Here is a 20,834-nt window from a genome sequence, read left to right on the forward strand (position 1 = left end):
GGTTAGCCTTGGTGGAGAAGAAATCGCAGGTGCTCAAATTAAGATCTACAAGGGCGAGAAAGCTGAAGGAGATGCAGTAGAAAACTGGACTTCAGAAGCTGGTAAGTCTAAAGACCTCAACTTGGCACCAGGCACTTACACCTTCCATGAGGAAGCAGCTCCAACCGGTTACCTCAAAGTAACTGACATCACTTTCCAAGTCAAACATGACGGCACAGTGGAAGTGACCAATGTTGGCGAAAAAGACTCTAAAGGTGAAGACAACAAGGTCGTAACCGATGGTTCCAAAGTAACTGTAACCGATAAAGACGACGATCTTCCACGTAAGGTAACTTTCAGTAAGATCAACCAATACGGTACCGAAATTGGTAGTGCACAAATTCAAATTTTCCGAGGCAACGAGGCAACTGGTAATCCTGTAGCAGAATGGACTTCAGAAGTAAACAAATCACATGATTTAGAATTAGCTCCTGGAGTATATACTTTCCATGAAGCGACAGCCCCAGCTGGTTACCTAGCTGTTAAAGACATCACTTTCCAAGTGAACTTCGACGGAACGATAACAATTTTGAACGCTAATGGAAACACAGTAGAGTACAAGGATGGGAAGTTAGTAGTAACAGACCAAAGTATTCCAACAATTCCAAGTGTCCCAAATAAACCAAATAAACCAAACAAACCAAACAAACCAAATAAACCTGATAAGCCAGGTAATAAAGATCCTAAAGATCCAGGCAATGGAAAACCAAAGGATCCGGATAAGAAAAATCCTAAAGATCCTGGTAAGACAAATCCAAAAGATTCAGAAAAACCACAAGAAAAAGATAAGACTAAGAATACTTTACCATTAACAGGTACAGAGCTTAGCTTTACACTTCTTGCCCTTGGTTTAACTATGATTGTTGGATGGGGAGTTTACTACGGGACTCGTTTTAAAAACTAAAACAAGAAACAAGTGTCAATGAAAATTGACGCTTGTTTTTTTATGTCTTTTACTTTTTTTATCAGAAATAAGTGACAGAACTGAACAGATAAAAATTGCTGATAACTGAAGAAAATTCTATGATTCTCCTAATTTTAGAAAAATCACTCATAAATATGAAAACGGCTTCATTCGTATTGAGATTATGCAACTTGTTTTATAAAATAAGGTGAAGAAAACTATAGGAATAGCTTGCTTCTATAAAAATGGAAGCGATTACTTGGTGGAGGGCCTTATGGAAAAAGGATATTGGAATCGTAAAAGAGTCTATAGCATCCGAAAATTTACTGTTGGTGCATGCTCAGTACTTATTGGAACTTGTGCAGTTTTGTTTGGAGCTAGTCTTTCTGCAGGAAACCCTGTTTATGCGGAAGAAGTGGCCGTTAACGCTAGTGCTGAAAGCGTCAAAGAAGAAGGAAAGATTGAGGAAGAGCACTCTGATAAGGCAGTTGCCACTAGTGAATCATCTGAGACTGCAGATGCTAGTCCAGCTCTTTCAACACAGGAAACTTTTCCAGAGAAAACAGAAGAGAATTCACCTAGTCCTAAGGTAGAAAAAGAGTTTTCTGAATCAGTAAAAAATGAAGTGAAAGAAATAAGCGAGTCCTCTGCCCAAGAAGGATCAGAAAAGGATAAGGTGAAATCTGCTACTGAGGAGGAAGTGAGTCAAATGATTGAGGATAGAAAGGTCAATTTTAATCAGAACTGGCACTTTAAATTAAACGCTAATGCTAAGGAAGCAGTAAAAGAAGAAGCTGATGTGACTTCATGGAAAAAATTAGACTTACCTCATGACTGGAGTATCCACTTTGACTTTGATCATGACTCTCCTGCACAAAATGAAGGTGGGCAGCTTAATGGTGGAGATGCTTGGTATCGCAAGCCCCTTAAATTAGATGAAAAAGATTTAGATAAAAATGTTCGCCTGACCTTTGATGGGGTCTATATGGATTCGCAAGTCTATGTGAATGGCCAGCTGGTCGGTCATTATCCAAATGGCTATAATCAATTTTCATACGATATTACAAACTATCTTCACAAAGATGGCCGGGAAAATATCATTGCTGTACATGTAATTAACAAGCAACCAAGTAGTCGTTGGTATTCAGGAAGCGGAATCTACCGTGATGTTTCTCTTCTTATTAGGGATAAGGTTCATGTCCAAAAGAATGGAACAACCATCTTGACTCCTCAGTTGGAAAATCAAAAAGATGGAAAGGTAGACACTCTTGTCAGCAGTAAGATTGCTAATACTGATGATAAAGATCATGAAATCACAGCTGAATATCAAATTGTGAGACGAGGCGGTGAAGCGGTAACAGAAGTGGTTCGTACTGCCAGTCAAAAACTGAAAGCTCATGAGACTAGTACAATTCAGACAAGTCTACAAGTTGAAAGGCCAGAACTGTGGACGGTGTTGAATGATAAGCCTGCCTTATATGAGCTAGTGACACGGATTTATCGTGATGGTCAGCTTGTTGACGCTAAGAAAGACTTGTTTGGTTATCGCTATTATAACTGGACTCCTAATGAAGGTTTTTCTTTGAATGGTCAGAGAATCAAATTTCACGGGGTTTCCTTGCACCATGATCACGGAGCCCTAGGAGCAGAAGAAAACTATAAGGCTGAGTACCGTCGTCTCAAGCAAATGAAGGAAATGGGGGTCAATTCGATTCGTACGACCCATAATCCTGCTAGTGAACAGACTTTGCAGATTGCGGCAGAGTTGGGATTGCTAGTCCAAGAAGAGGCTTTTGATACTTGGTATGGAGGTAAGAAGCCTTACGATTACGGTCGTTTCTTTGAAAAAGACGCCACTCACCCAGAGGCCAAAAAGGGCGAAAAATGGTCTGATTATGACTTGCGGACAATGGTAGAAAGAGGTAAAAATAACCCAGCTATCGTCATGTGGTCTATCGGAAATGAAATCGGTGAGGCTAATGGAGATGCTCATTCTTTAGCGACTGTTAAACGTCTGGTCAAGGTTATCAAGTCAGTTGATAAAACCCGCTATGTGACGATGGGGGCAGACAAATTCCGCTTCGGTGATGGTAGTGGTGGTCACGAAAAAATTGCTGATGAGCTAGATGCAGTTGGTTTTAACTATTCAGAAGAAAATTACAAAACATTGCGTGCTAAACATCCAAATTGGTTGATTTATGGTTCTGAAACGTCTTCTGCGACTCGTACACGTGGTAGCTATTTCCATCCAGAGCAAGAATGGGTTGGAAGCAATCAGTCTTGGCGAAACTATGAACAATCGGACTATGGAAATGACCGAGTTGGCTGGGGTAAAACGGCAACAGCTTCTTGGACTTTTGATCGAGATAATGCTGGTTACGCAGGACAATTTATCTGGACAGGAACAGACTATATCGGTGAACCAACTCCTTGGCACAACCAAAACAGTACTCCTGTAAAGAGCTCTTACTTTGGAATAGTGGATACAGCCGGTATTCCTAAAAACGACTATTACCTTTACCAAAGTCAGTGGGTTTCTGCTAAGAAGAAACCAATGGTTCACCTGCTTCCTCACTGGAATTGGGAAGATCAGGAATTAGCAGACAATGTTGCAGATGCTGAAAATAAAATACCAGTTCGTGCATACTCCAATGCTGCTAGTGTTGAATTATTCTTGAACAACCAATCTTTGGGACTCAAGAAATTTAATAAAAAAGAGACAAGTGATGGCCGTAGTTACCAAGAAGGGGCCAATCCTCAAGAACTTTACCTTGAGTGGAAAGTGGCATATCAGCCAGGGACTCTGGAAGCAGTAGCTCGTGATGATCAAGGTAAAGAAATTGCCCGAGACAAGATTGTAACAGCAGGCCAACCTGCAGGTGTGCGCTTGGTTAAGGAAGAGCACGCTATTGCAGCAGATGGAAAAGACTTGACCTATATCTACTATGAAATCGTAGATCGTGATGGCAATGTCGTGCCAACTGCTAATAACCTCGTTCGCTTCCAGTTGCATGGGCAAGGTCAGCTTGTCGGAGTAGATAATGGCGAGCAGGCTAGCCGTGAACGTTACAAGGAACAAGCGGACGGCTCTTGGGTTCGCAAAGCCTTTAACGGGAAAGGGGTTGCCATTGTCAAATCAACAGACCAGGCAGGGAAATTCACCTTAACGGCTCATTCTGATTTATTAAAATCGGACCAGGTGACTATTTTCACTGGAAAGGATGATCAGAAAGAAAAGACAGTGTTAGGAACGGAAGTGCCAAAAGTTCGTACAGTTTTGGGACAAGCTCCAAGCTTGCCAGCGACGGTTCCTTTTGTTTACAGTGACGGAAGTCGGACTGAACGGCCTGTGACTTGGTCACAAGCAGATGTTAGTCATTCAGGCATTGTAACTGTCAAAGGAGAGTCAGAAGGCCGTCAGGTAGAAGCGCGTGTTGAAGTATTAGCCGTTGAAAGAGAATTGCCAGTTATCAAACGAGTAGCACCAGGGACAGATTTGAGTACTGTAGATAAGTCAGTTGCTCTTGCCTTAACTGATGGTAGTCTAGAACATTATGATGTGGATAAATGGGAAATTGCACCAGAAGATAAGGAAAAACTTTCTGTTCCAGGTTCCCGCATTCAAATGACTGGGCAACTTGCAGGTACAAAGGTCTCAGCAACCTTACTGGTGACAGATAGTGAAGCAGAAGCACCTGTGAATCCAGCTGTAACTCTTGACGGTGATTCTGTAACAGGTCTAACCAGTCAGAAACCAGTTCATTACCATAGTCTAGCCTACGGATCTCAACTTCCTTTAGTAGCTGCGACAGCTGAAAATGCAGATGTCACAGTTGTTCAAGCTAGTGTTGCAAATGGGTTGCGGGCCAGCATTTATGTTCAACCTAAGGATGGCGGTGCCCTACAGACCTATGCCGTTCAGTTCTTAGAAGAAGCTCCTAAAATTGAACGTTTGAGCTTACAAGTTGAGCAAGCGAATCATTTAAAAGAGGATCAGACTGTTCCATTAACTGTTTTGGCCCATTATCAAGACGGTACTCAGGCTGTCTTACAGGCTGATAAGGTTGCCTTCTCTACATTAGGCGAGGGAGAGGTTGCTGTTCGTAAAGGAATGCTTGAATTACACAAGCCTGGAATTGTCACACTTAAAGCTGAATACGAGGGAGCAGAAGGCCAAGTAAACTTGACGATTCAGGCTAATACAGAAAATAAAACGGTTCAATCCGTTCGTCCTGTTAGTGTGGTAACTGATTTGCATCAAGAACCAAATCTTCCAACCACTGTTACTGTTGAGTACGACAAAGGATTCCCTAAAGTTCATAAAGTTTCTTGGCAAGCAGTGGCTAAGGAGGATCTTGATCGCTACCATACTTTTGAAGTAGTAGGAAAGGTCGAAGGTATTGATCAAAAAGCCATTGCTAAAGTCTCTGTTGAAGGGATCATTGCAGTAGAAGAAGTCAGTGTTACGACACCGATTGCAGAAGTTCCACACTTGCCAGAGAGTGTACGAACTTACCACTCAAATGGTCAGGTTTCGTCAGCAAAAGTTACTTGGGAGCCTATTGCACCTAGTCAATATCAAAAAGAAGGCGTCTTTACTGTGTCAGGACAGGTGGAAGGAAGTTCTTTACCAACCAAGCTTCATGTACGAGTATCAGCTCAAACAGAAAATGGTGCTAACATCTCTGATCAATGGACAGGTTCAGAATTGCCACTTGCTTTTGCTTCAGATTCTAACCCTAGCGATTTAGTATCTAATATTAATGATAAAGTGATTTCTTATACGGATCAGCCAGCCAACCGCTGGACTAACTGGAACCGTCGTGAAGAAGATTCGGTAGGGGTTCTCTTTGGAGATTCTGGTATCTTGACTAAACGGTCAGTAGACAATCTAAATGTTGCCTTCCATGAAGATCACGGGGTAGGGGCACCTAAGTCTTATGTGATTGAATATTATGTTGGGCAAGCTACGCCAACAGCTCCAAAAAATCCTAGCTTTGTAGAGAGCGAAGAACATGTCTTTAATGATGATAGCAATTGGAAACCTGTGACTAATCTGAAAGCTCCAGATCAGCTAAAAGCAGGTGAAATGAATCACTTTAACTTTGATAAGGTAGATACCTATGCTGTTCGTATTCGTATGGTAAGAGCAGATGACAAACTTGGAACCTCTATCACAGAAGTTCAAATCTTCTCGAAACAAGTTGCTCCAGCTAAGCAAGCACAAACTAGGATACAGGTGGCTGGCCAAGATTTGCCAAACTTTCATCCAGACTTAACAGACTACTATTTAGAAGCTAAGGATGGAAAGGCGGATGCAGTAACCGCAAGTGTCAGCAATAATGGTCTGGCAACTGTCGTACCAAGTGTCCGCGAGGGAGATCCTGTTCGCGTTATCGTCAAGGCTGAAAATGGAGATATTCTAGGTGAGTATCGCATCCACTTTACAAATGATAAAGATCTATTGGCACGTAAACCAATAGCGACAGTAAAACAAGCTCGCCTGCTCCAACTAGGTCAAAATCTAGAGCTACCAAGCAAGGTCCCTGTTTACTTTACAGGGGAAAAAGACTATGAAGTGAAAGATTTGGCTGTCGAATGGGAACCTGTTCCAGCTGAAAGCTTATCAAAAGCTGGGCAGTTTACTGTTCATGGTCGTCTGGTTGGAAGCGACTTACCTGTCGAGCTAAGAGTCCGAGTGACTGATAAGTTAGGCGAATCTGTATCAGACAATCCTTACTATGATGAAAATAGCAATCAGGCTTTTGCATCTGAGACAAATGATGCTGATCCAGATTCTCATGATCGAGTGGATTATATCAACGACGGGGACCTCAATGAGAGCCGCCGTTGGACAAATTGGTCAGCGACACCATCAGCGAATCCAGATGTTTCGGTAGGTGTTATCTTCAAAGAAAACGGTAAAATTATCGAACGAACAGTCAATCAAGCCAAACTGCACTTCTTTGCTGATAGCGGTACAGATGCTCCGTCTAAACTAGTCTTAGAGCGTTATGTTGGCCCAGACTTTGATGTTCCAACCTATTATTCAAACTATCGAGCTTATGAATCAAACCACTTGTTTAACAATCCTGATAACTGGGAGTCCGTTCCTTATAATATGAATCAAGATATCCAGGCTGGTACAGAATTGACAGCAACCTTTAATGCTGTGAAATCCAAGGCTATGAGATGGAGAATGGATAGAAAAGCAGATAAGAATGGAGTTGCCTTGATTGAGATGACTTTCTTGGCACCAAGTGAATTGCCTAAAGAAAGTACAAAATCAAAAATCTTACTTAATGGCAAAGAACTTCCAGACTTCTCTGCAGAACGCTTGGAATATCAAGTGTCCTACAGTGGTCAACGTCCTAAAGTGACAGTAGAAGAAAATGACCAAGTGGCTTCAACTGTTGTAGATAGTGGAGATAATCGTTTGCCAGTCTTGGTTCGACTTCTGTCTGAGAGTGGTAAGCAGGTTAAGGAATACCGTATTCAATTGACGGAAGAAAAAGCTACTGCTGGTAAGGTAGTAGCCGCAGTTCAAGAAGAACTTCCACGTCTAGAAGTCGAAGAAAAAGAACTTCCTTATCAGACAATTGAAAAAGAAGATGCCAATCTCTACCTTGGGGAAACCCGTGTAGAAGAAGAGGGGCAAAATGGTAAGGAAAGAATCTTTACTGAAGTTGCTCCAGATGGTCAGCGAGCAGAAAAACTACGAGAAGTAGTTCAAGATCCTATCAATCGTGTCCTGCTTGTCGGCACTAAGAAAGGAACAGCTCTTCCAGAAGATGATATCAAAGATTTGGTTCTCTATAGACCAGAGCTTCTGATAGAGGAAGAAGAGGTTGATTTCCAAGTGCAAGAGCGAAAGAATCATATGCTTCCAGCTGGTCAAACGCGTATCATCCAAGAAGGCCGTAAAGGTATTCGTGTGAACTTAGTCGAACTTGAAAATGGCAAGCGCACTCTTAAAGAAAGCTACAATAAATTAGAAGCACAAGATCAGATTCTAGAAGTGGGAACAGCCCTTTCAGAAGAGAAAACAAAGTCACAAGATACTTATAAAGCTTATTCACAAACTTCTGGGCAAGGCAAAGATCAGAGTCTAGAAGAAAAAGTTCAAGGCACCAAAGCTGTGAAAGAAGAGCATAAAAAAGCTAAATCTGAAGCAGTGCAGCTTCAAGCAGAAAAAGTCAAATCAACCGAAAAAGGTTACTTACCGAATACAGGAAGTCAGTCAGATCAAGCTACGATAACCACGGGCTTAGCTCTCTTGGGCTTAGGCGCTGGTCTTGCTGCAAGGAAACGTAGAAAAGAAGACTGAGATTTAATGATTAGGTAAGAGGACAATCCGTTGAACTAGACGAAGAGATCAGGGAATTATCCCTGATCTTTTTTATGTAACTACAGCACTTCTAGTAAGCTGAGTCTAGCAAGATAAGGTTCACATTGACTCCTTGTGTTGAAAGATGACAAAATTGTAAGCTTTAAAAGCCCAAATGAAAGGTTAAGTTATGGAAGCGAGTTTAAAAAAGCTGTATCCTTATAAGTGTAAAGGAAAGGGAAAGAAAGTTTCTCTTGATAAAAGCAAATGTTATAAAGGAGGCCCACTATGAAAACGAAACTTTTTAACCAAGACAAACGTCCTCTAAAAGCACAAAAGATTTCTAAAGAAGAAATCGAGAAGACTCGCTTAGGCTGTGCCTCTAGTCAATATTACTTCTGGTTGCAGTATAGTCATTAAGGAATATTAAGTTCCAGCTTCTATAAAGAGAAAGTTTATCAAAACTTTCTCTTTATACGATTAAAAATCAAAGATGACAAAAATGTAAGATTAGAAGTAAGATTGTAAGGTTAGGTTATGGAAAGCCGAGTGCAAATTCGGTAGAATAAGATTATCAAAAGAAAGAAGTGTTTAGAATGAAATTATTTAAAATAAGTCATAAGAAAGATAAATATTCCATTCGGCCAAGTCAAAAAGAAATTGAATGGACGAAATTCGGATGCCAAGCCAATCAGGCGGCTCAAGAAATGTACTTAGGATTTTAAAGGAGAAGTTATGAGTTTATTAGATGTACAACACGTAAAAAAGATTTACAAGACCCGTTTTCAGGGCAATCAAGTAGAAGCACTGAAGGATATCCACTTCACAGTGGATGAGGGCGACTATGTGGCCATCATGGGAGAGTCCGGCTCAGGTAAGTCAACACTCCTCAATATCTTGGCCATGCTAGATAAGCCAACAGAAGGCCAAGTCTTTCTGAATGGAACAGATACAGCGACTATCAAAAACAGCCAAGCATCCAGCTTCCGCAGAGAAAAGCTAGGCTTTGTCTTTCAGGACTTTAACCTGCTGGATACCTTGTCAGTTAAGGACAATATCCTCTTGCCTTTAGTGCTTTCTCGACGTCCCATCACAGAGATGATGCAAAAATTGGTCAGCACTTGTACTGAATTAGGAATTAATCAGCTACAAGAAAAGTATCCATACGAGATTTCCGGTGGTCAGAAGCAGCGGGTTGCAGTGGCGCGTGCTATCATCACTGAGCCAGAGATTTTGCTGGCAGATGAGCCAACAGGAGCACTGGATTCCAAGTCATCGGCTGCACTATTAGATGTTTTTGACGATATTAACGATCGGGGTCAGACTATTCTGATGGTGACCCACTCGACATCAGCTGCCAGCCGGGCCAAGCGGGTGCTCTTTATCAAGGATGGCATCCTTTACAATCAGATTTTCCGAGGTGACAAGACAGAACGTCAGATGTTCCAGGAGATTTCAGATACTTTGACTGTCATGGCAAGTGAGGTGGGTGCTCATGATTAGATTAACCGGTAAGCTTGCGCTTTCCAATTTGGTGAAAAATCGTAAGCTCTATTATCCCTTTGCCCTCGCGACCTGTCTGGCAGTAGCTATTTCCTACATCTTTTTCTCTCTGACCTTCAATCCTCATCTGGCAGAAATGGTTGGAGCGAGTGCCGTTTCCATGGTCTTGGCTCTAGGATTAATTATTGTTAGTATTACCACATCTATTATTGTTTTTTATGCCAATAGTTTTGTCATCAAGAACCGGTCCAAAGAATTAGGGCTCTATAGTATGTTGGGGCTGAATAGGTTTCATCTCTTTATCATGGTGGTCATAGAGTTGATAGTCTTTGGGCTGGTGACACTCCTAATTGGTTTGGGGATAGGTCTCTTATTTGACCAGTTGATTTACGCTTTACTGCTGAAAATCATGGATCTGAAGGTGGTTTTGGCTTCAACTTTTCAGCCTCTTGTACTGTTCTTAGTCACTTTCTTCTACGGCTTTGTATTTTTCTTCTTGATGATTAAAAATGGCTTGTATTTGAGAAAATTAGATGCACTCCAGCTTGTCAAGGAAAAAAATAGTGGTGAAAAGAAAAGTCGTTTCCTAGGACTGCAAACCATTTTAGGTTTAGCATCTCTTATTTATGGTTATTACTTAGCATCAGGAGTAACCAGTCCAATAGCAGCAATCCTAGTGTTCTTTGTTGCAGTTCTCTTTGTCATTTTAGGAACGTATCTTCTCTTCAATGCTGGAATCACGAAATTTTTACATTTCTTACAAAAGAGAAAAAACTATTATTATCAGCCCAATAATATGATTTCGGTGTCCAACTTGATCTTCCGAATGAAAAAAAATGCTGTTGGTCTGGCAACAATTACAATCTTGTCAACCATGGTTCTGGTAACCTTGTCTGGCGGTGCTAATATCTATGCTGGTGGAGAATATATGCAAAATGCCATGTTCCCTCATGATATCAGTCTACAAGGAAAGGGTGTGAATGGTCAGCAAATAGATCAAGTCTTGACGGAGTTTTCTCAAGAGCAGAACTTACCAGTGACTAAAAAAGCTGTCTATCAGTACTATACTATGGGAGTCAAAAGTCTAAATGGCAATCAGCTGGACTTATACCCAAGTGCTCAAAAGGCAGTAGCACCTAATATCTATATCTTGGCTATCTCTGAAGCAGATTATCAGGATATGACTGGAAAATCGCTTAATCTTGAAGAAAATGAAGTAGCAGTATTCCAACAAGGTTTGAAACTGAAAAATCAAGAAACGCTGACAATCGCTGACCAAACTTTGAAAATCAAGAAAGTGTTAAAAGAAGACTTTATTTTTGGTCATTTACCAGATCAGATGAATATGATTGTTCCTGGGAAGATCTATATGGTGGTGAAAGATCCAAGTAAGACCTTCGCTAGCATGATGGAAAAATATGCTGTCAATAGCAACTATTACGGAGGTCTGAATCTGGATCTGCCAAAAGACCAGCAAAGTAAATTGAGAGACGCCTATCAAGAAAAGCTCAGTGCCTATAATACAACCCTGCCTGAAAATCATGCGGTCTATGGATCAATATCGACTTCTGATAAGCAAGAAATCAAGGGAATGCTGGGAGGTATGTTCTTTATCGGAATCTTCTTATCTGTCGTCTTTATGCTTGGAACTGTACTCATCATCTATTACAAGCAGATATCTGAAGGTTATGAAGATCGGGATCGCTTTGTGATCCTGCAAAAGGTGGGTTTGGATGAAAAACAAATCAAGCAAACCATTCGTAGACAGATCTTGATAGTTTTCTTCCTACCGTTGGCCTTTGCCTTTATCCATCTAGCCTTTGCTTACCATATGCTAAGCCTCATCTTATCAGCTCTTGGAGTACTCAATGCAAGCTTAATGTTAGCAGTAACCTTGGGAGTCTGTGCAATCTTCTTTATCAGCTATATTATTGTCTTTGCGATTACATCACGTAGCTATCGCAAAATCATTTCAATGTAAGAAGTTGGGAATTTCCCAACTTCTATTTTTATACAGCTATTATGCTTTACAAAGTAGCAGGAAAGTGTTATACTATGTGTAAGAAAGCTAGTATGTATTGCATATTAGTGGATGTCAATTCTCACAGAGGAATGTGAAATTAGATGAAAGGAGAGAGGATGGAGCAAACGCAACTGTTAAAAGGAATCTTGGAGGGCTGTGTCTTGGAAATCATTTCGCAAAGAGAAATCTATGGTTATGAATTGATTCAAATATTAAATGAAAAAGGATTTAATATCGTAGCCGGGACAGTCTATCCCTTACTTCAGAAATTAGAGAAAAAAAACTATATTAGGAGTAGGCTCAAAGCATCACCAGAAGGACCAGATAGGAAGTACTTTTCGCTGACCAAGGAAGGACGACTCTATCTGCAAATTTTCTGGCAACAGTGGGAAGGGCTGTTGACTAATGTCGCAAATGTCAGAGGAGGAAAAAATAAATGAAACAGGAAAAAAACAATATTCAGGAACTCATTCAAAAAACAAATGACTCAGTCCAGAGCTTAAAATCTGAAAATCAAGCCTACTTTGATGATTTAATTGTTTATATGGCTTCGTCCTCTTTGTTTCATGACGAAGAGGCTATTCGTGAACAGTTATATCAGATGGTACTGGATTTTTCGGATGCTGAGAAGGATGGAATCACTGCTCAAGAATTTTTCGGTGAAAATCCTCAAGCAATAGCAGATGAACTAGTTAGAGATAGTCCTAAGATCAGTAAGCGACAAGTATTCGAAATCAGTTTGATGGTGGGGGCCATTTTGGTCTTCTTCCGTCTCCTCAGTAGTTTTGCCAGTAAATCTTATTTGCAAATCGCTCCGCTAGTTTACCTTAGTGATACAGTTTTAGGGCTGGTAGTTGTAAATGTGATTTTTTATTTAGTGGCTAAGACTATTTATGAAGATTGGAAAAAGTGGCAATTATGGCTGGCTAGTGCTTTAACAATCATACTAGCTGTCTTGCTTAGATATGGAGCAGAAACTAGTTTGGTGGGAGTAAGTGGTTTTGTCATCTCTTGGCCCTGGGATGTCATTCTTTTAGGTAGCCTAGTTAGTCTCATTTCCATCTTTCTAAGCAAAAAAGAAGCTCTATTTCGAATGATGCTTATTCCGATTGTTGCTCTTTTTCTAGTTGGATTACTTAAACGTTGGTCAGACAGAATGCAGATTACAGATCCTTTATGGACAGTGGCCCTGCCGATCGGGCTAATTTGTCTATCGCTTCTTATTTTCTATTTTTATAGCTGGAAGCAAGATCGGAAATAATTTTGCAGTTTCTAAATGCCAGAACTTGTGATATAATGAACCGTCTATATTTTTGAGGAGATGATGATGGATATATTTCGTAAAAAAGATGTCAGCAAGTCAAGGACTGGGATGAAAAGACATCTAAAGATTCACGATTTGATTTTATTAGGAATTGGAGCCATGGTGGGAACAGGGATTTTCACCATTACAGGGATTGGAGCAGCCAATTATGCTGGTCCGTCCTTGATTATTTCAATTATTATTTCAGCGCTATGTGTGAGCATTTCAGCTCTTTTTTACGCTGAATTTGCTTCTCGCATTCCGGCTAATGGTGGGGCTTATAGCTATATCTATGCTGTCTTTGGTGAGTTTCCGGCTTGGTTGGCTGGTTGGCTGACCATCATGGAGTTTATGACTGCTATCTCAGGTGTTGCTTCTGGCTGGGGATCCTATTTAAAGGGGCTATTGAGTGGCTTTGGCATCCAGCTCCCTACGGCCTTAAATGGCACCTTTAATCCTAAAGAGGGGACTTATGTAGATCTCTTGCCTATCTTGGTTTTACTTTTTGTCACTGCAGTTGTCTTATTAAATTCTAAAGCAGCTCTGCGCTTTAACTCAGCCTTGGTAGTCCTGAAATTTTCAGCTTTAGCACTTTTCGTTATTGCAGGTCTTTTCTTTATCAAGCCAGAAAATTGGTCTAACTTTGCTCCTTTTGGTTTTGGTGAGATTTATGGCGGGAAGGTCGGTATTATGGCTGGGGCTTCGCTCATGTTCTTTGCCTTTCTAGGCTTTGAGTCCATTTCTATGGCGGTCGACGAAATCAAGGAACCTCAAAAGAATGTTCCGCGTGGGATTGTCCTGTCTTTGACTATTGTGACCGTTCTTTATATTTTGGTGACCTTGGTCCTGACAGGGATTGTTCACTATACTAAGCTTAATGTTTCAGATGCGGTAGCCTTTGCTCTTCGCAGTATTGGACTTGGCTGGGCGGCAAATTACGTTTCAGTTGTGGCGATTCTGACCTTGATTACCGTTTGCATTTCCATGACCTTTGCCCTGTCTCGAATGATCTACAGTATTGCGCGTGATGGTCTCTTACCTCGATCATTTAGACAGTTGACCGAGACAAGTCGGGTACCAAAGAATGCAACGATTTTGGTGGGGCTTGCGTCAGCTGTTTGTGCGGGTATTTTCCCCTTGGCTAGTATCGCATCTTTCCTCAATATCTGTACCTTGGCCTATCTAATTTTATTGGCTCTTGCTATTTTGAAATTACGAAAAGATAAAGGTATGCCCCAACCAGGTGAGTTCAAAACTCCTTTGGTTCCGGTCTTGCCATTTTTATCTATTATCATCTGCCTGTCCTTTATGACCCAGTATACTAGGGAAACCTGGCAAGCTTTCGGTATTGCTTTACTGGTGGGGAGTCTTATTTATTTTGGATATGGCTACAAGCATTCTGAAATTTATGCAGATCATTAAATTTTATCGCAGAAATATTAGACAGAGCTGTTTGTAGCTCTGTCTTTTTTAAGAAAAAAATCAGATTGATATGAAAAAGCATAAGCTTTCCAAAAAGAACCTTTTAACTAAAGAAGGCCGAAAGGAAAGTGAATGGTCGACTGAAAGCAGCAGGAAAGGCTTCTTTTCTGATATAATAAAATGTAAAACGAGGTGACAAATGATTCGTAAAGTAAAACTAAGTGATGCCGCAGCCATTCAGCGACTTAATGCTGAGTGCCTGGGCTATGACTTTGATAGGAAAGCGACGGAGGCTCAACTGAAGAGGCTGCTAGAGAATGACCAGCATTTGATTTTGGTAGCTGAAGAAGATGGACAGGTCATAGGTTACGCTCATGCGGCTAGCTACGACTGTCTTTATTTCCCGTCCTTGCTCAATCTCTTGGCTTTGGCCGTCGCTCAGGATTTTCAAGGGCAGGGACATGGCAGAGCGCTAATGCAAGCATTGCGTGACGAGGCAAAAGCGGCAGGTTACACAGGAATTCGGATTAATTCAGGCATTTCCCGCACATCAGCCCATGATTTTTATCGTAGCCTTGGCTGTAGCGAAAAAGCAGACCAGAAACGATTTTATTGGGAGTTTTAGAGAAAAGAGGAGTAGATAATGATTGAACCACTATCTCAGCAGCATGCTTTAGAAATTGCTAATGACTGGCATTACGAGGCGCCCTATGATTTTTATGATATGAAAAATGATTTGGAAGATTATGAAGAAATAGTCTCCCCAGAAGCGCGTGGAGACCGTTATTATCAAGTCCTTAGAGAAGGAGAACTTTATGGATTTTTCTGCTTGGAGCAGAAAGGAGAGCGAAATTTGGAGCTTGGTTTGGGCATGAAGCCGGAGCATTGTGGAAAAGGTCAGGGCGCTACATTTTTGCAGGAAATTCTGGACTTTATCATAGAAAATTTTGAGCCCCAAGTCATAAGTCTATCAGTGGCTGACTTCAATCACCGAGCCCAGCAGCTTTATCTCAACATGGGCTTTGAAGTGGTGAGGCGCATTCCGCAAGAAAGCAATGGTGATATCCATCTCTTTGTGGAGATGAAGAAGGGCATTTAATTTTAGATTAATTGCAGAGGCAGGATAAGATAAAATTGAACTTTCTGATTATAGTAATCGATGGAAACCACGGTGATTGAATGTGAGGAAAATGATTTGTTAAGCAGGAGGGGTACACTAGATGACAAAAATTCTAAAAGACATATGTAAAATTATCATTTGTTTAATATTTATATTGTTTATTTCAGCTTGTTCTTCACAAGAGAAAAATGAGAAGTCAAGTAACAAAAAGGAATCATATCAATATACAATTTATAATGCTAATGCAGATATTCAAAATGTTGAATTTATTAATAATAAAAACGGTATTATTGTTGAGTGGGATTTTGAAAATAACAAGGTGGCGAAAGCTATTAATTCCTCTGATTGGATTAGAGTAAATCCAAATTTTCTTGTTAGAGAGCGCCAAAAATTAAGACGAGCGACTGCTAGTAAAGAAATGAAGTCAGATGAATTTGCCTATCTCGACATCTTTGATTTAACTAATAAAAAAGCCCCTAAAAAAGAAATAGATGTTTGGAAATTAATGGTAAATTATTTGAAAAATGATCAAATAGAGTTACATGGTACGCTACCAACTCTTAGAAGAATAGGTAACAATGATTATGTTGTTCTCTCGATAACCGAACAGAAAAAATATCGATACTTTTTACTAAATCTTAGAACTCTAAAAATAGACGCAGAGAAAACTGAGCAAGAGTTGAATCAGAGAAATAAAATTGATGTCATGTTGTACACAAAAGAAGCTCTTAGAGCAGGTGTGGAACCTTTTGATAATGGATTTTGGAAATCAGAAGATTATAAAGGGGGCATCAATTTAAAACGTTCAAACTCGTCAGCTTTCACGCTTTTTTCTAAAAAGAATGGTTTTGCTTATAAAGTAATTAATTCGGAGAATGGGATTATTATAAACAGTAAGGAGCTCATCAATCTTGAGACAGAATTCCTGAAAACTGGAGTATCTGTTTATGATGGTTTATACTTGCCGGGTAAGTGGAGTACTGAAGGGCAGGATACAAAAATCACGAGTTACGAAGATATTCAAAAATATTATAATGGCAAGTTGGTGTCAGAGTAATGAGTATAATCTTGAGCAACATTCCATATCCTAAGCAGAGAACTAAACTACACAAGAGCCATCATCGGCTAAACTCACTACTAATGCCCAGTAATAAATTATAAGTAAATATCAATAGATAAAAGGAGGAAACCATGACATTTGAAGAAATTTTACCAGGCCTTAAGGCCAAGAAAAAATATGTGCGTACAGGCTGGGGCGGGGCGGAAAACTACGTCCAGCTCTTTGATACGATTGAGCAGAATGGGGTGGCTCTCGAGGTGACACCTTATTTCCTTATCAATGTTTCAGGCGAAGGGGAGGGCTTCTCCATGTGGAGTCCGACTCCTTGTGATGTGCTGGCGACAGATTGGGTGGAAGTAGATGACTAAGACGGTACTAGTTACGGGAGCTAGCTCTGGCATTGGCCGAGCTCAGGCTCTGACCTTTTTGGAAAATGGCTACCGTGTTTATGGGGTGGACAAGGATGAAAACCCAGGTTTTCTCAATGAACTACGTTTTATCAAGATGGATTTGACAGGGGATTTGAAGCCGCTCTTCACCAGCTTACCCGAGGTGGATATTCTCTGCAATACAGCAGGAATCTTGGACGGTTATCGTCCTCTGCACGAGACAAGTGACGAGGACTGGGAGCAGATTCTTGCGCTTAATCTGACCGCTACCATGAAAATCACTCGCTTTTACCTGCAGAAAATGCTGGAGAAAAAGTCTGGTGTCGTCATTAATATGTGTTCAATTGCTAGCTTTTTGGCTGGCGGAGGCGGTGCTGCCTATACGACCTCTAAGCATGCTCTGGCTGGCCTGACCAAGCAGATAGCCTTAGACTATGCGGATAAAAATATCCAAGTGTTTGGCTTAGCGCCAGGCGCAGTCAAGACAGCCATGACTGCCACAGATTTTGAGCCAGGCGGACTGGCAGACTGGGTTGCTGAGGAAACGCCGATTAAGCGCTGGCTGGTTCCTCAGGAAGTAGCTGACGTCAGCCTCTTTCTAGCCAGTGGCAAGGCAGCTGCTATGCAAGGCGAGATTATCAAAATTGACGGCGGCTGGAGTTTGAAGTAAGTGAATGAAGAATGCGAACAATGAAAAAGTTAAGAATCTTTTCCAATCCTGGACCAAAAACATGGTTCACTATGGCTTATCTGCTGGTCTAGGACAGTTCTTTATGAACGCGCCTGAGACATCCTGCCTTTACCAACTAGGAAATTTCATCTTTCCGGCTGGTCAGGTGGATCCGGATTTGTGGCGTGAATATAGCAAAAAATATAGTTTAGCTGACAAGGTCATTATCTCCGAGGAGCCCAGCTGGCAGGAGTTTCTGGATGATCAGAGTGAGCTGGGTAAGTTTACTCGCTATGCTTTTGCGGACAGGGCAGACTTTGACACAGAGGCCTTGGAGAAATGGCTGCGCAGGCTACCTGCAAACTACTACCTTTGTCCGATTGATAAGGAAAGTTATGAGTGTTTTGCTGGGGAAGTCTGGTCTCAGGATTTGCAGGGGGACTTTTCCGATTTTGACCATTTTCAAGCGTCGTGTGGCTTTGGTTTTTTAGTATATTCAGGAGAGGAAATCATCGCTGCTGTATCGACAGGATTGGTCTATCATGGAGCTCTTGAGATTGAAATTGCTACCAAGCCAGGCTACCAAAGGCAGTGCTTGGCCAAAATCTTGGGCGCCCAGATGATTTTAGAAGCCCAAAACCGTTCACTCTTTCCTCTCTGGGATGCGCATAATGAAGCTTCCAAGAAGGTCGCAGAAAGCTTGGGCTATCAGTGTCTAGGCGCTTATCCGGCTTATGAATGGAAAGGGACTTTTGACCAATGAAGAAAAACCAAACCTATTTCTTAAAAGATATCATGGAGGCTGTAAAATCAGAAGAGCTAGATGATGATTTCTGTTTATATGCTAAGGAAAATGGAGAACTGAATTTTCAGGACAGCTACTTGCTTGCTGATTATCCTCAAGTAGTGGACAATAAGGATGTTTATCCTAGACAAGTAAGGGAGCAAGAGCTGGAGCTGGTTTATTATGGTGAAGATCTTGTAGATGTTCTCTTATCAGTCATGGAGCAGAAAGCAGAAGCGACTGATCAAGAGTGTTTAAAGGCTCTACTTTACTATTATGAGCATGATGACTTTATGGATTTTTGATAAAATGCAGTTTTATAGGAGGATTTTTTATAAACAATAATTTTCATTTTAGAAAGTCAGGAAAAAAGATGACCCCAAAAGCAATGTGGCAGGCATACAAGAAAATCAATCCAGAGATTGGAGATGTGATTGACGCCTGGTCCTTCGGTGCAATGGCAGATGAGCTTGCCGACTTAGTGCTACGTGGTGAGAAGACAGCGACTGCATCGGCTTATGAGCTCTATAAGCTTGAAAATGAGCCCTTGCCACAGGCAGGAAGCTTTGATGTCATTTTAGACAGTCAGGATAGGGCAGTCTGTATCGTTGAAATCACCAAAGTCTCTGTGCTGCCTTTTAATGAGGTTTCAGCTGATCATGCCTTTAAGGAAGGAGAAGGAGACAAATCCTTGGCCTACTGGCAACAAGTCCATGAGGCATTCTTCACAGAGTGCCTGGCGGAAGCTGGCTTAGAGTTTTCTCAAGAAACAGGTGTCGTCTTAGAAGAATTTCGCAAGGTCTATCCCTTGAATGAAGAGTAGTGTTTATTTTGAATTCGCATAGTATTTTTAAAAATTTTCTTTTAGTGGTATAATAATGGTACTATCTTACAGAAAAGAGTTGTTTTATGACAAATTACGCGATTATTTTGGCTGCGGGTAAAGGTACTCGCATGAAGTCGGATTTACCAAAGGTACTGCACAAGGTGGCAGGAATTTCTATGCTAGAGCACGTTTTCCGCAGTGTCAATGCCATTAATCCAGAAAAGACCGTGACAGTTATCGGTCACAAGGCCGAGCTGGTGGAGCAAGTCTTGGCAGGTCAGACTGAGTTTGTTCGTCAGACTGAGCAACTGGGAACGGGACATGCCGTTATGATGGCAGAGCCTGTTTTGGAAAATCTGACGGGTCAGACGCTAGTCATTGCTGGCGACACTCCCCTGATTACAGGAGAAAGCTTGAAAAACCTGATTGACTTCCATATCAACCACAAGAATGTTGCGACCATTTTGACAGCAGAAGCAGACAATCCTTTTGGCTACGGCCGTATCGTTCGCAACCAGCACGGAGAAGTCTTGAAAATTGTTGAGCAGAAGGACGCTTCTGACTTTGAGCAGCAGATCAAGGAAATCAATACTGGGACTTACGTCTTTGACAATGCTCGACTCTTTGAAGCCCTCAAAAATATCAATACTAATAATGCTCAGGGCGAATACTATATCACAGATGTGATTGGTATTTTCCGTGAAAATGGTGAAAAAGTCGGTGCTTATACGCTCAAAGACTTTGATGAAAGTCTAGGGGTTAATGACCGCGTGGCCCTTGCTACAGCTGAGAGTGTTATGCGCCGTCGGATTAACCAGCAGCATATGGTCAACGGTGTCAGCTTTGTCAATCCAGATGCGACCTATATCGATGTGGATGTGGAAATCGCGCCAGAGGTTCAAGTTGAAGCAAATGTGACCCTGAAAGGTCAAACCAAAATTGGGGCAGAGACTATTCTGACTAATGGTACCTATATCGTGGACTCTGTTATTGGAGAACGGACCGTTATTACCAGCTCTATGATTGAGGAGTCAAGTGTGGCAGATGGAGTGACGGTCGGGCCTTACGCTCACATTCGTCCAGGTTCTAGTCTGGCCAAGGATGTCCATGTTGGCAACTTTGTAGAAGTTAAAGGATCGTCAATTGGAGAAAATACCAAGGCTGGTCATTTGACCTACATTGGAAACTCTGAAGTTGGTGCTAATGTAAACTTTGGTGCAGGTACGATTACGGTTAATTATGATGGTCAGAAGAAATACAAGACTATCATCGGTGATAATGTCTTTGTTGGTTCCAACTCGACCATTATCGCCCCAGTTGAGCTGGGTGACAACTCATTGGTTGGTGCGGGTTCTACTATCACGAAGGATGTGCCAGCAGATGCCATTGCTCTGGGACGTGGCCGTCAGATCAATAAGGAAGATTATGCTAAGCGTCTTCCTCATCACCCTCAAAATAAGTAGG

18 protein-coding genes are annotated in these 20,834 nt (G+C 41.3%); all 18 read left to right on the top strand.

Annotation, left to right across the window (positions count from 1 at the left end):
- Positions 1-943: SpaA isopeptide-forming pilin-related protein (locus O3640_RS05475; protein ID WP_371586787.1), on the top strand; the 943-nt coding region annotated here is incomplete at its 5' end.
- A gap of 274 nt (positions 944-1,217) precedes the next feature.
- Positions 1,218-8,270, top strand: coding sequence for an LPXTG-anchored adhesin/beta-galactosidase BgaA (gene bgaA / locus O3640_RS05480; RefSeq protein WP_268709756.1), 7,053 nt, complete (start codon positions 1,218-1,220; stop codon positions 8,268-8,270).
- A gap of 288 nt (positions 8,271-8,558) precedes the next feature.
- Positions 8,559-8,690, top strand: a complete 132-nt coding sequence (locus tag O3640_RS05485; RefSeq protein ID WP_008809422.1) for a hypothetical protein — start codon at positions 8,559-8,561, stop codon at positions 8,688-8,690.
- A gap of 176 nt (positions 8,691-8,866) precedes the next feature.
- Positions 8,867-8,995 (top strand): hypothetical protein, encoded by a 129-nt coding sequence (locus tag O3640_RS05490; RefSeq protein ID WP_260470079.1) that lies wholly within the window; start codon positions 8,867-8,869, stop codon positions 8,993-8,995.
- A 10-nt stretch (positions 8,996-9,005) separates the two neighbouring features.
- Positions 9,006-9,773 carry an ABC transporter ATP-binding protein gene (locus tag O3640_RS05495; RefSeq protein WP_020992593.1) on the top strand — a complete coding sequence of 256 codons (768 nt, stop codon included), beginning with the start codon at positions 9,006-9,008 and terminating at the stop codon, positions 9,771-9,773.
- On the top strand, positions 9,766-11,754 hold the full coding sequence (locus O3640_RS05500) for an ABC transporter permease (RefSeq protein WP_048774616.1): 1,989 nt from the start codon (positions 9,766-9,768) through the stop codon (positions 11,752-11,754). Before O3640_RS05495 ends, O3640_RS05500 begins: the two co-directional genes overlap by 8 nt.
- A gap of 158 nt (positions 11,755-11,912) precedes the next feature.
- A complete protein-coding gene (locus O3640_RS05505) occupies positions 11,913-12,236 on the top strand; it encodes a PadR family transcriptional regulator (protein ID WP_048774617.1) in 324 nt (107 codons plus the stop codon).
- The gene (locus O3640_RS05510; RefSeq protein WP_048774618.1) at positions 12,233-13,057 is read left to right on the top strand and encodes a hypothetical protein; all 825 of its coding nucleotides are present in this window, start codon (positions 12,233-12,235) and stop codon (positions 13,055-13,057) included. The genes O3640_RS05505 and O3640_RS05510 overlap by 4 nt, the downstream gene beginning before the upstream one ends.
- Before the next feature lie 66 nt (positions 13,058-13,123).
- Complete coding sequence (locus tag O3640_RS05515) at positions 13,124-14,521, top strand: amino acid permease (RefSeq protein WP_371586788.1); 1,398 nt, start codon at positions 13,124-13,126, stop codon at positions 14,519-14,521.
- A 199-nt stretch (positions 14,522-14,720) separates the two neighbouring features.
- Complete coding sequence (locus O3640_RS05520) at positions 14,721-15,146, top strand: GNAT family N-acetyltransferase (protein WP_061601315.1); 426 nt, start codon at positions 14,721-14,723, stop codon at positions 15,144-15,146.
- Positions 15,147-15,164: 18 nt separating this feature from the next.
- The gene (locus tag O3640_RS05525; RefSeq protein WP_371586789.1) at positions 15,165-15,620 is read left to right on the top strand and encodes a GNAT family N-acetyltransferase; all 456 of its coding nucleotides are present in this window, start codon (positions 15,165-15,167) and stop codon (positions 15,618-15,620) included.
- A gap of 121 nt (positions 15,621-15,741) precedes the next feature.
- The gene (locus O3640_RS05530) at positions 15,742-16,698 is read left to right on the top strand and encodes a hypothetical protein (protein WP_061603797.1); all 957 of its coding nucleotides are present in this window, start codon (positions 15,742-15,744) and stop codon (positions 16,696-16,698) included.
- Between the two features lie 134 nt (positions 16,699-16,832).
- Positions 16,833-17,069, top strand: coding sequence for a DUF2829 domain-containing protein (locus O3640_RS05535; RefSeq protein ID WP_002899859.1), 237 nt, complete (start codon positions 16,833-16,835; stop codon positions 17,067-17,069).
- On the top strand, positions 17,062-17,760 hold the full coding sequence (locus O3640_RS05540; RefSeq protein WP_061603796.1) for a 3-oxoacyl-ACP reductase: 699 nt from the start codon (positions 17,062-17,064) through the stop codon (positions 17,758-17,760). The genes O3640_RS05535 and O3640_RS05540 overlap by 8 nt, the downstream gene beginning before the upstream one ends.
- A gap of 4 nt (positions 17,761-17,764) precedes the next feature.
- Positions 17,765-18,523, top strand: a complete 759-nt coding sequence (locus O3640_RS05545; RefSeq protein WP_061603795.1) for a GNAT family N-acetyltransferase — start codon at positions 17,765-17,767, stop codon at positions 18,521-18,523.
- Positions 18,520-18,849, top strand: a complete 330-nt coding sequence (locus O3640_RS05550) for a hypothetical protein (protein ID WP_061603794.1) — start codon at positions 18,520-18,522, stop codon at positions 18,847-18,849. Before O3640_RS05545 ends, O3640_RS05550 begins: the two co-directional genes overlap by 4 nt.
- A gap of 68 nt (positions 18,850-18,917) precedes the next feature.
- A complete protein-coding gene (locus tag O3640_RS05555; protein ID WP_227955648.1) occupies positions 18,918-19,367 on the top strand; it encodes an ASCH domain-containing protein in 450 nt (149 codons plus the stop codon).
- Positions 19,368-19,453: 86 nt separating this feature from the next.
- Positions 19,454-20,833 carry a bifunctional UDP-N-acetylglucosamine diphosphorylase/glucosamine-1-phosphate N-acetyltransferase GlmU gene (glmU, locus tag O3640_RS05560; protein WP_061599364.1) on the top strand — a complete coding sequence of 460 codons (1,380 nt, stop codon included), beginning with the start codon at positions 19,454-19,456 and terminating at the stop codon, positions 20,831-20,833.
- Position 20,834: the final 1 nt, after the last annotated feature.

It is taken from the genome of Streptococcus sp. 27098_8_75 (assembly GCF_041432475.1).
GTDB classification, from domain to species: Bacteria; Bacillota; Bacilli; order Lactobacillales; family Streptococcaceae; genus Streptococcus; species Streptococcus gordonii.

Coding starts and splice junctions, on each gene's coding strand:
- O3640_RS05515 (WP_371586788.1), top strand. CDS start 13,124: ATGGATATATTTCGTAAAAAAGATGTCAGCAAGTCAAGGACTGGGATG.
- O3640_RS05500 (WP_048774616.1), top strand. CDS start 9,766: ATGATTAGATTAACCGGTAAGCTTGCGCTTTCCAATTTGGTGAAAAAT.
- O3640_RS05505 (WP_048774617.1), top strand. CDS start 11,913: ATGGAGCAAACGCAACTGTTAAAAGGAATCTTGGAGGGCTGTGTCTTG.
- O3640_RS05510 (WP_048774618.1), top strand. CDS start 12,233: ATGAAACAGGAAAAAAACAATATTCAGGAACTCATTCAAAAAACAAAT.
- O3640_RS05485 (WP_008809422.1), top strand. CDS start 8,559: ATGAAAACGAAACTTTTTAACCAAGACAAACGTCCTCTAAAAGCACAA.
- O3640_RS05520 (WP_061601315.1), top strand. CDS start 14,721: ATGATTCGTAAAGTAAAACTAAGTGATGCCGCAGCCATTCAGCGACTT.
- O3640_RS05540 (WP_061603796.1), top strand. CDS start 17,062: ATGACTAAGACGGTACTAGTTACGGGAGCTAGCTCTGGCATTGGCCGA.
- glmU (WP_061599364.1), top strand. CDS start 19,454: ATGACAAATTACGCGATTATTTTGGCTGCGGGTAAAGGTACTCGCATG.
- O3640_RS05530 (WP_061603797.1), top strand. CDS start 15,742: ATGACAAAAATTCTAAAAGACATATGTAAAATTATCATTTGTTTAATA.
- O3640_RS05555 (WP_227955648.1), top strand. CDS start 18,918: ATGACCCCAAAAGCAATGTGGCAGGCATACAAGAAAATCAATCCAGAG.
- O3640_RS05545 (WP_061603795.1), top strand. CDS start 17,765: ATGAAGAATGCGAACAATGAAAAAGTTAAGAATCTTTTCCAATCCTGG.
- bgaA (WP_268709756.1), top strand. CDS start 1,218: ATGGAAAAAGGATATTGGAATCGTAAAAGAGTCTATAGCATCCGAAAA.
- O3640_RS05495 (WP_020992593.1), top strand. CDS start 9,006: ATGAGTTTATTAGATGTACAACACGTAAAAAAGATTTACAAGACCCGT.
- O3640_RS05525 (WP_371586789.1), top strand. CDS start 15,165: ATGATTGAACCACTATCTCAGCAGCATGCTTTAGAAATTGCTAATGAC.
- O3640_RS05550 (WP_061603794.1), top strand. CDS start 18,520: ATGAAGAAAAACCAAACCTATTTCTTAAAAGATATCATGGAGGCTGTA.
- O3640_RS05535 (WP_002899859.1), top strand. CDS start 16,833: ATGACATTTGAAGAAATTTTACCAGGCCTTAAGGCCAAGAAAAAATAT.
- O3640_RS05490 (WP_260470079.1), top strand. CDS start 8,867: ATGAAATTATTTAAAATAAGTCATAAGAAAGATAAATATTCCATTCGG.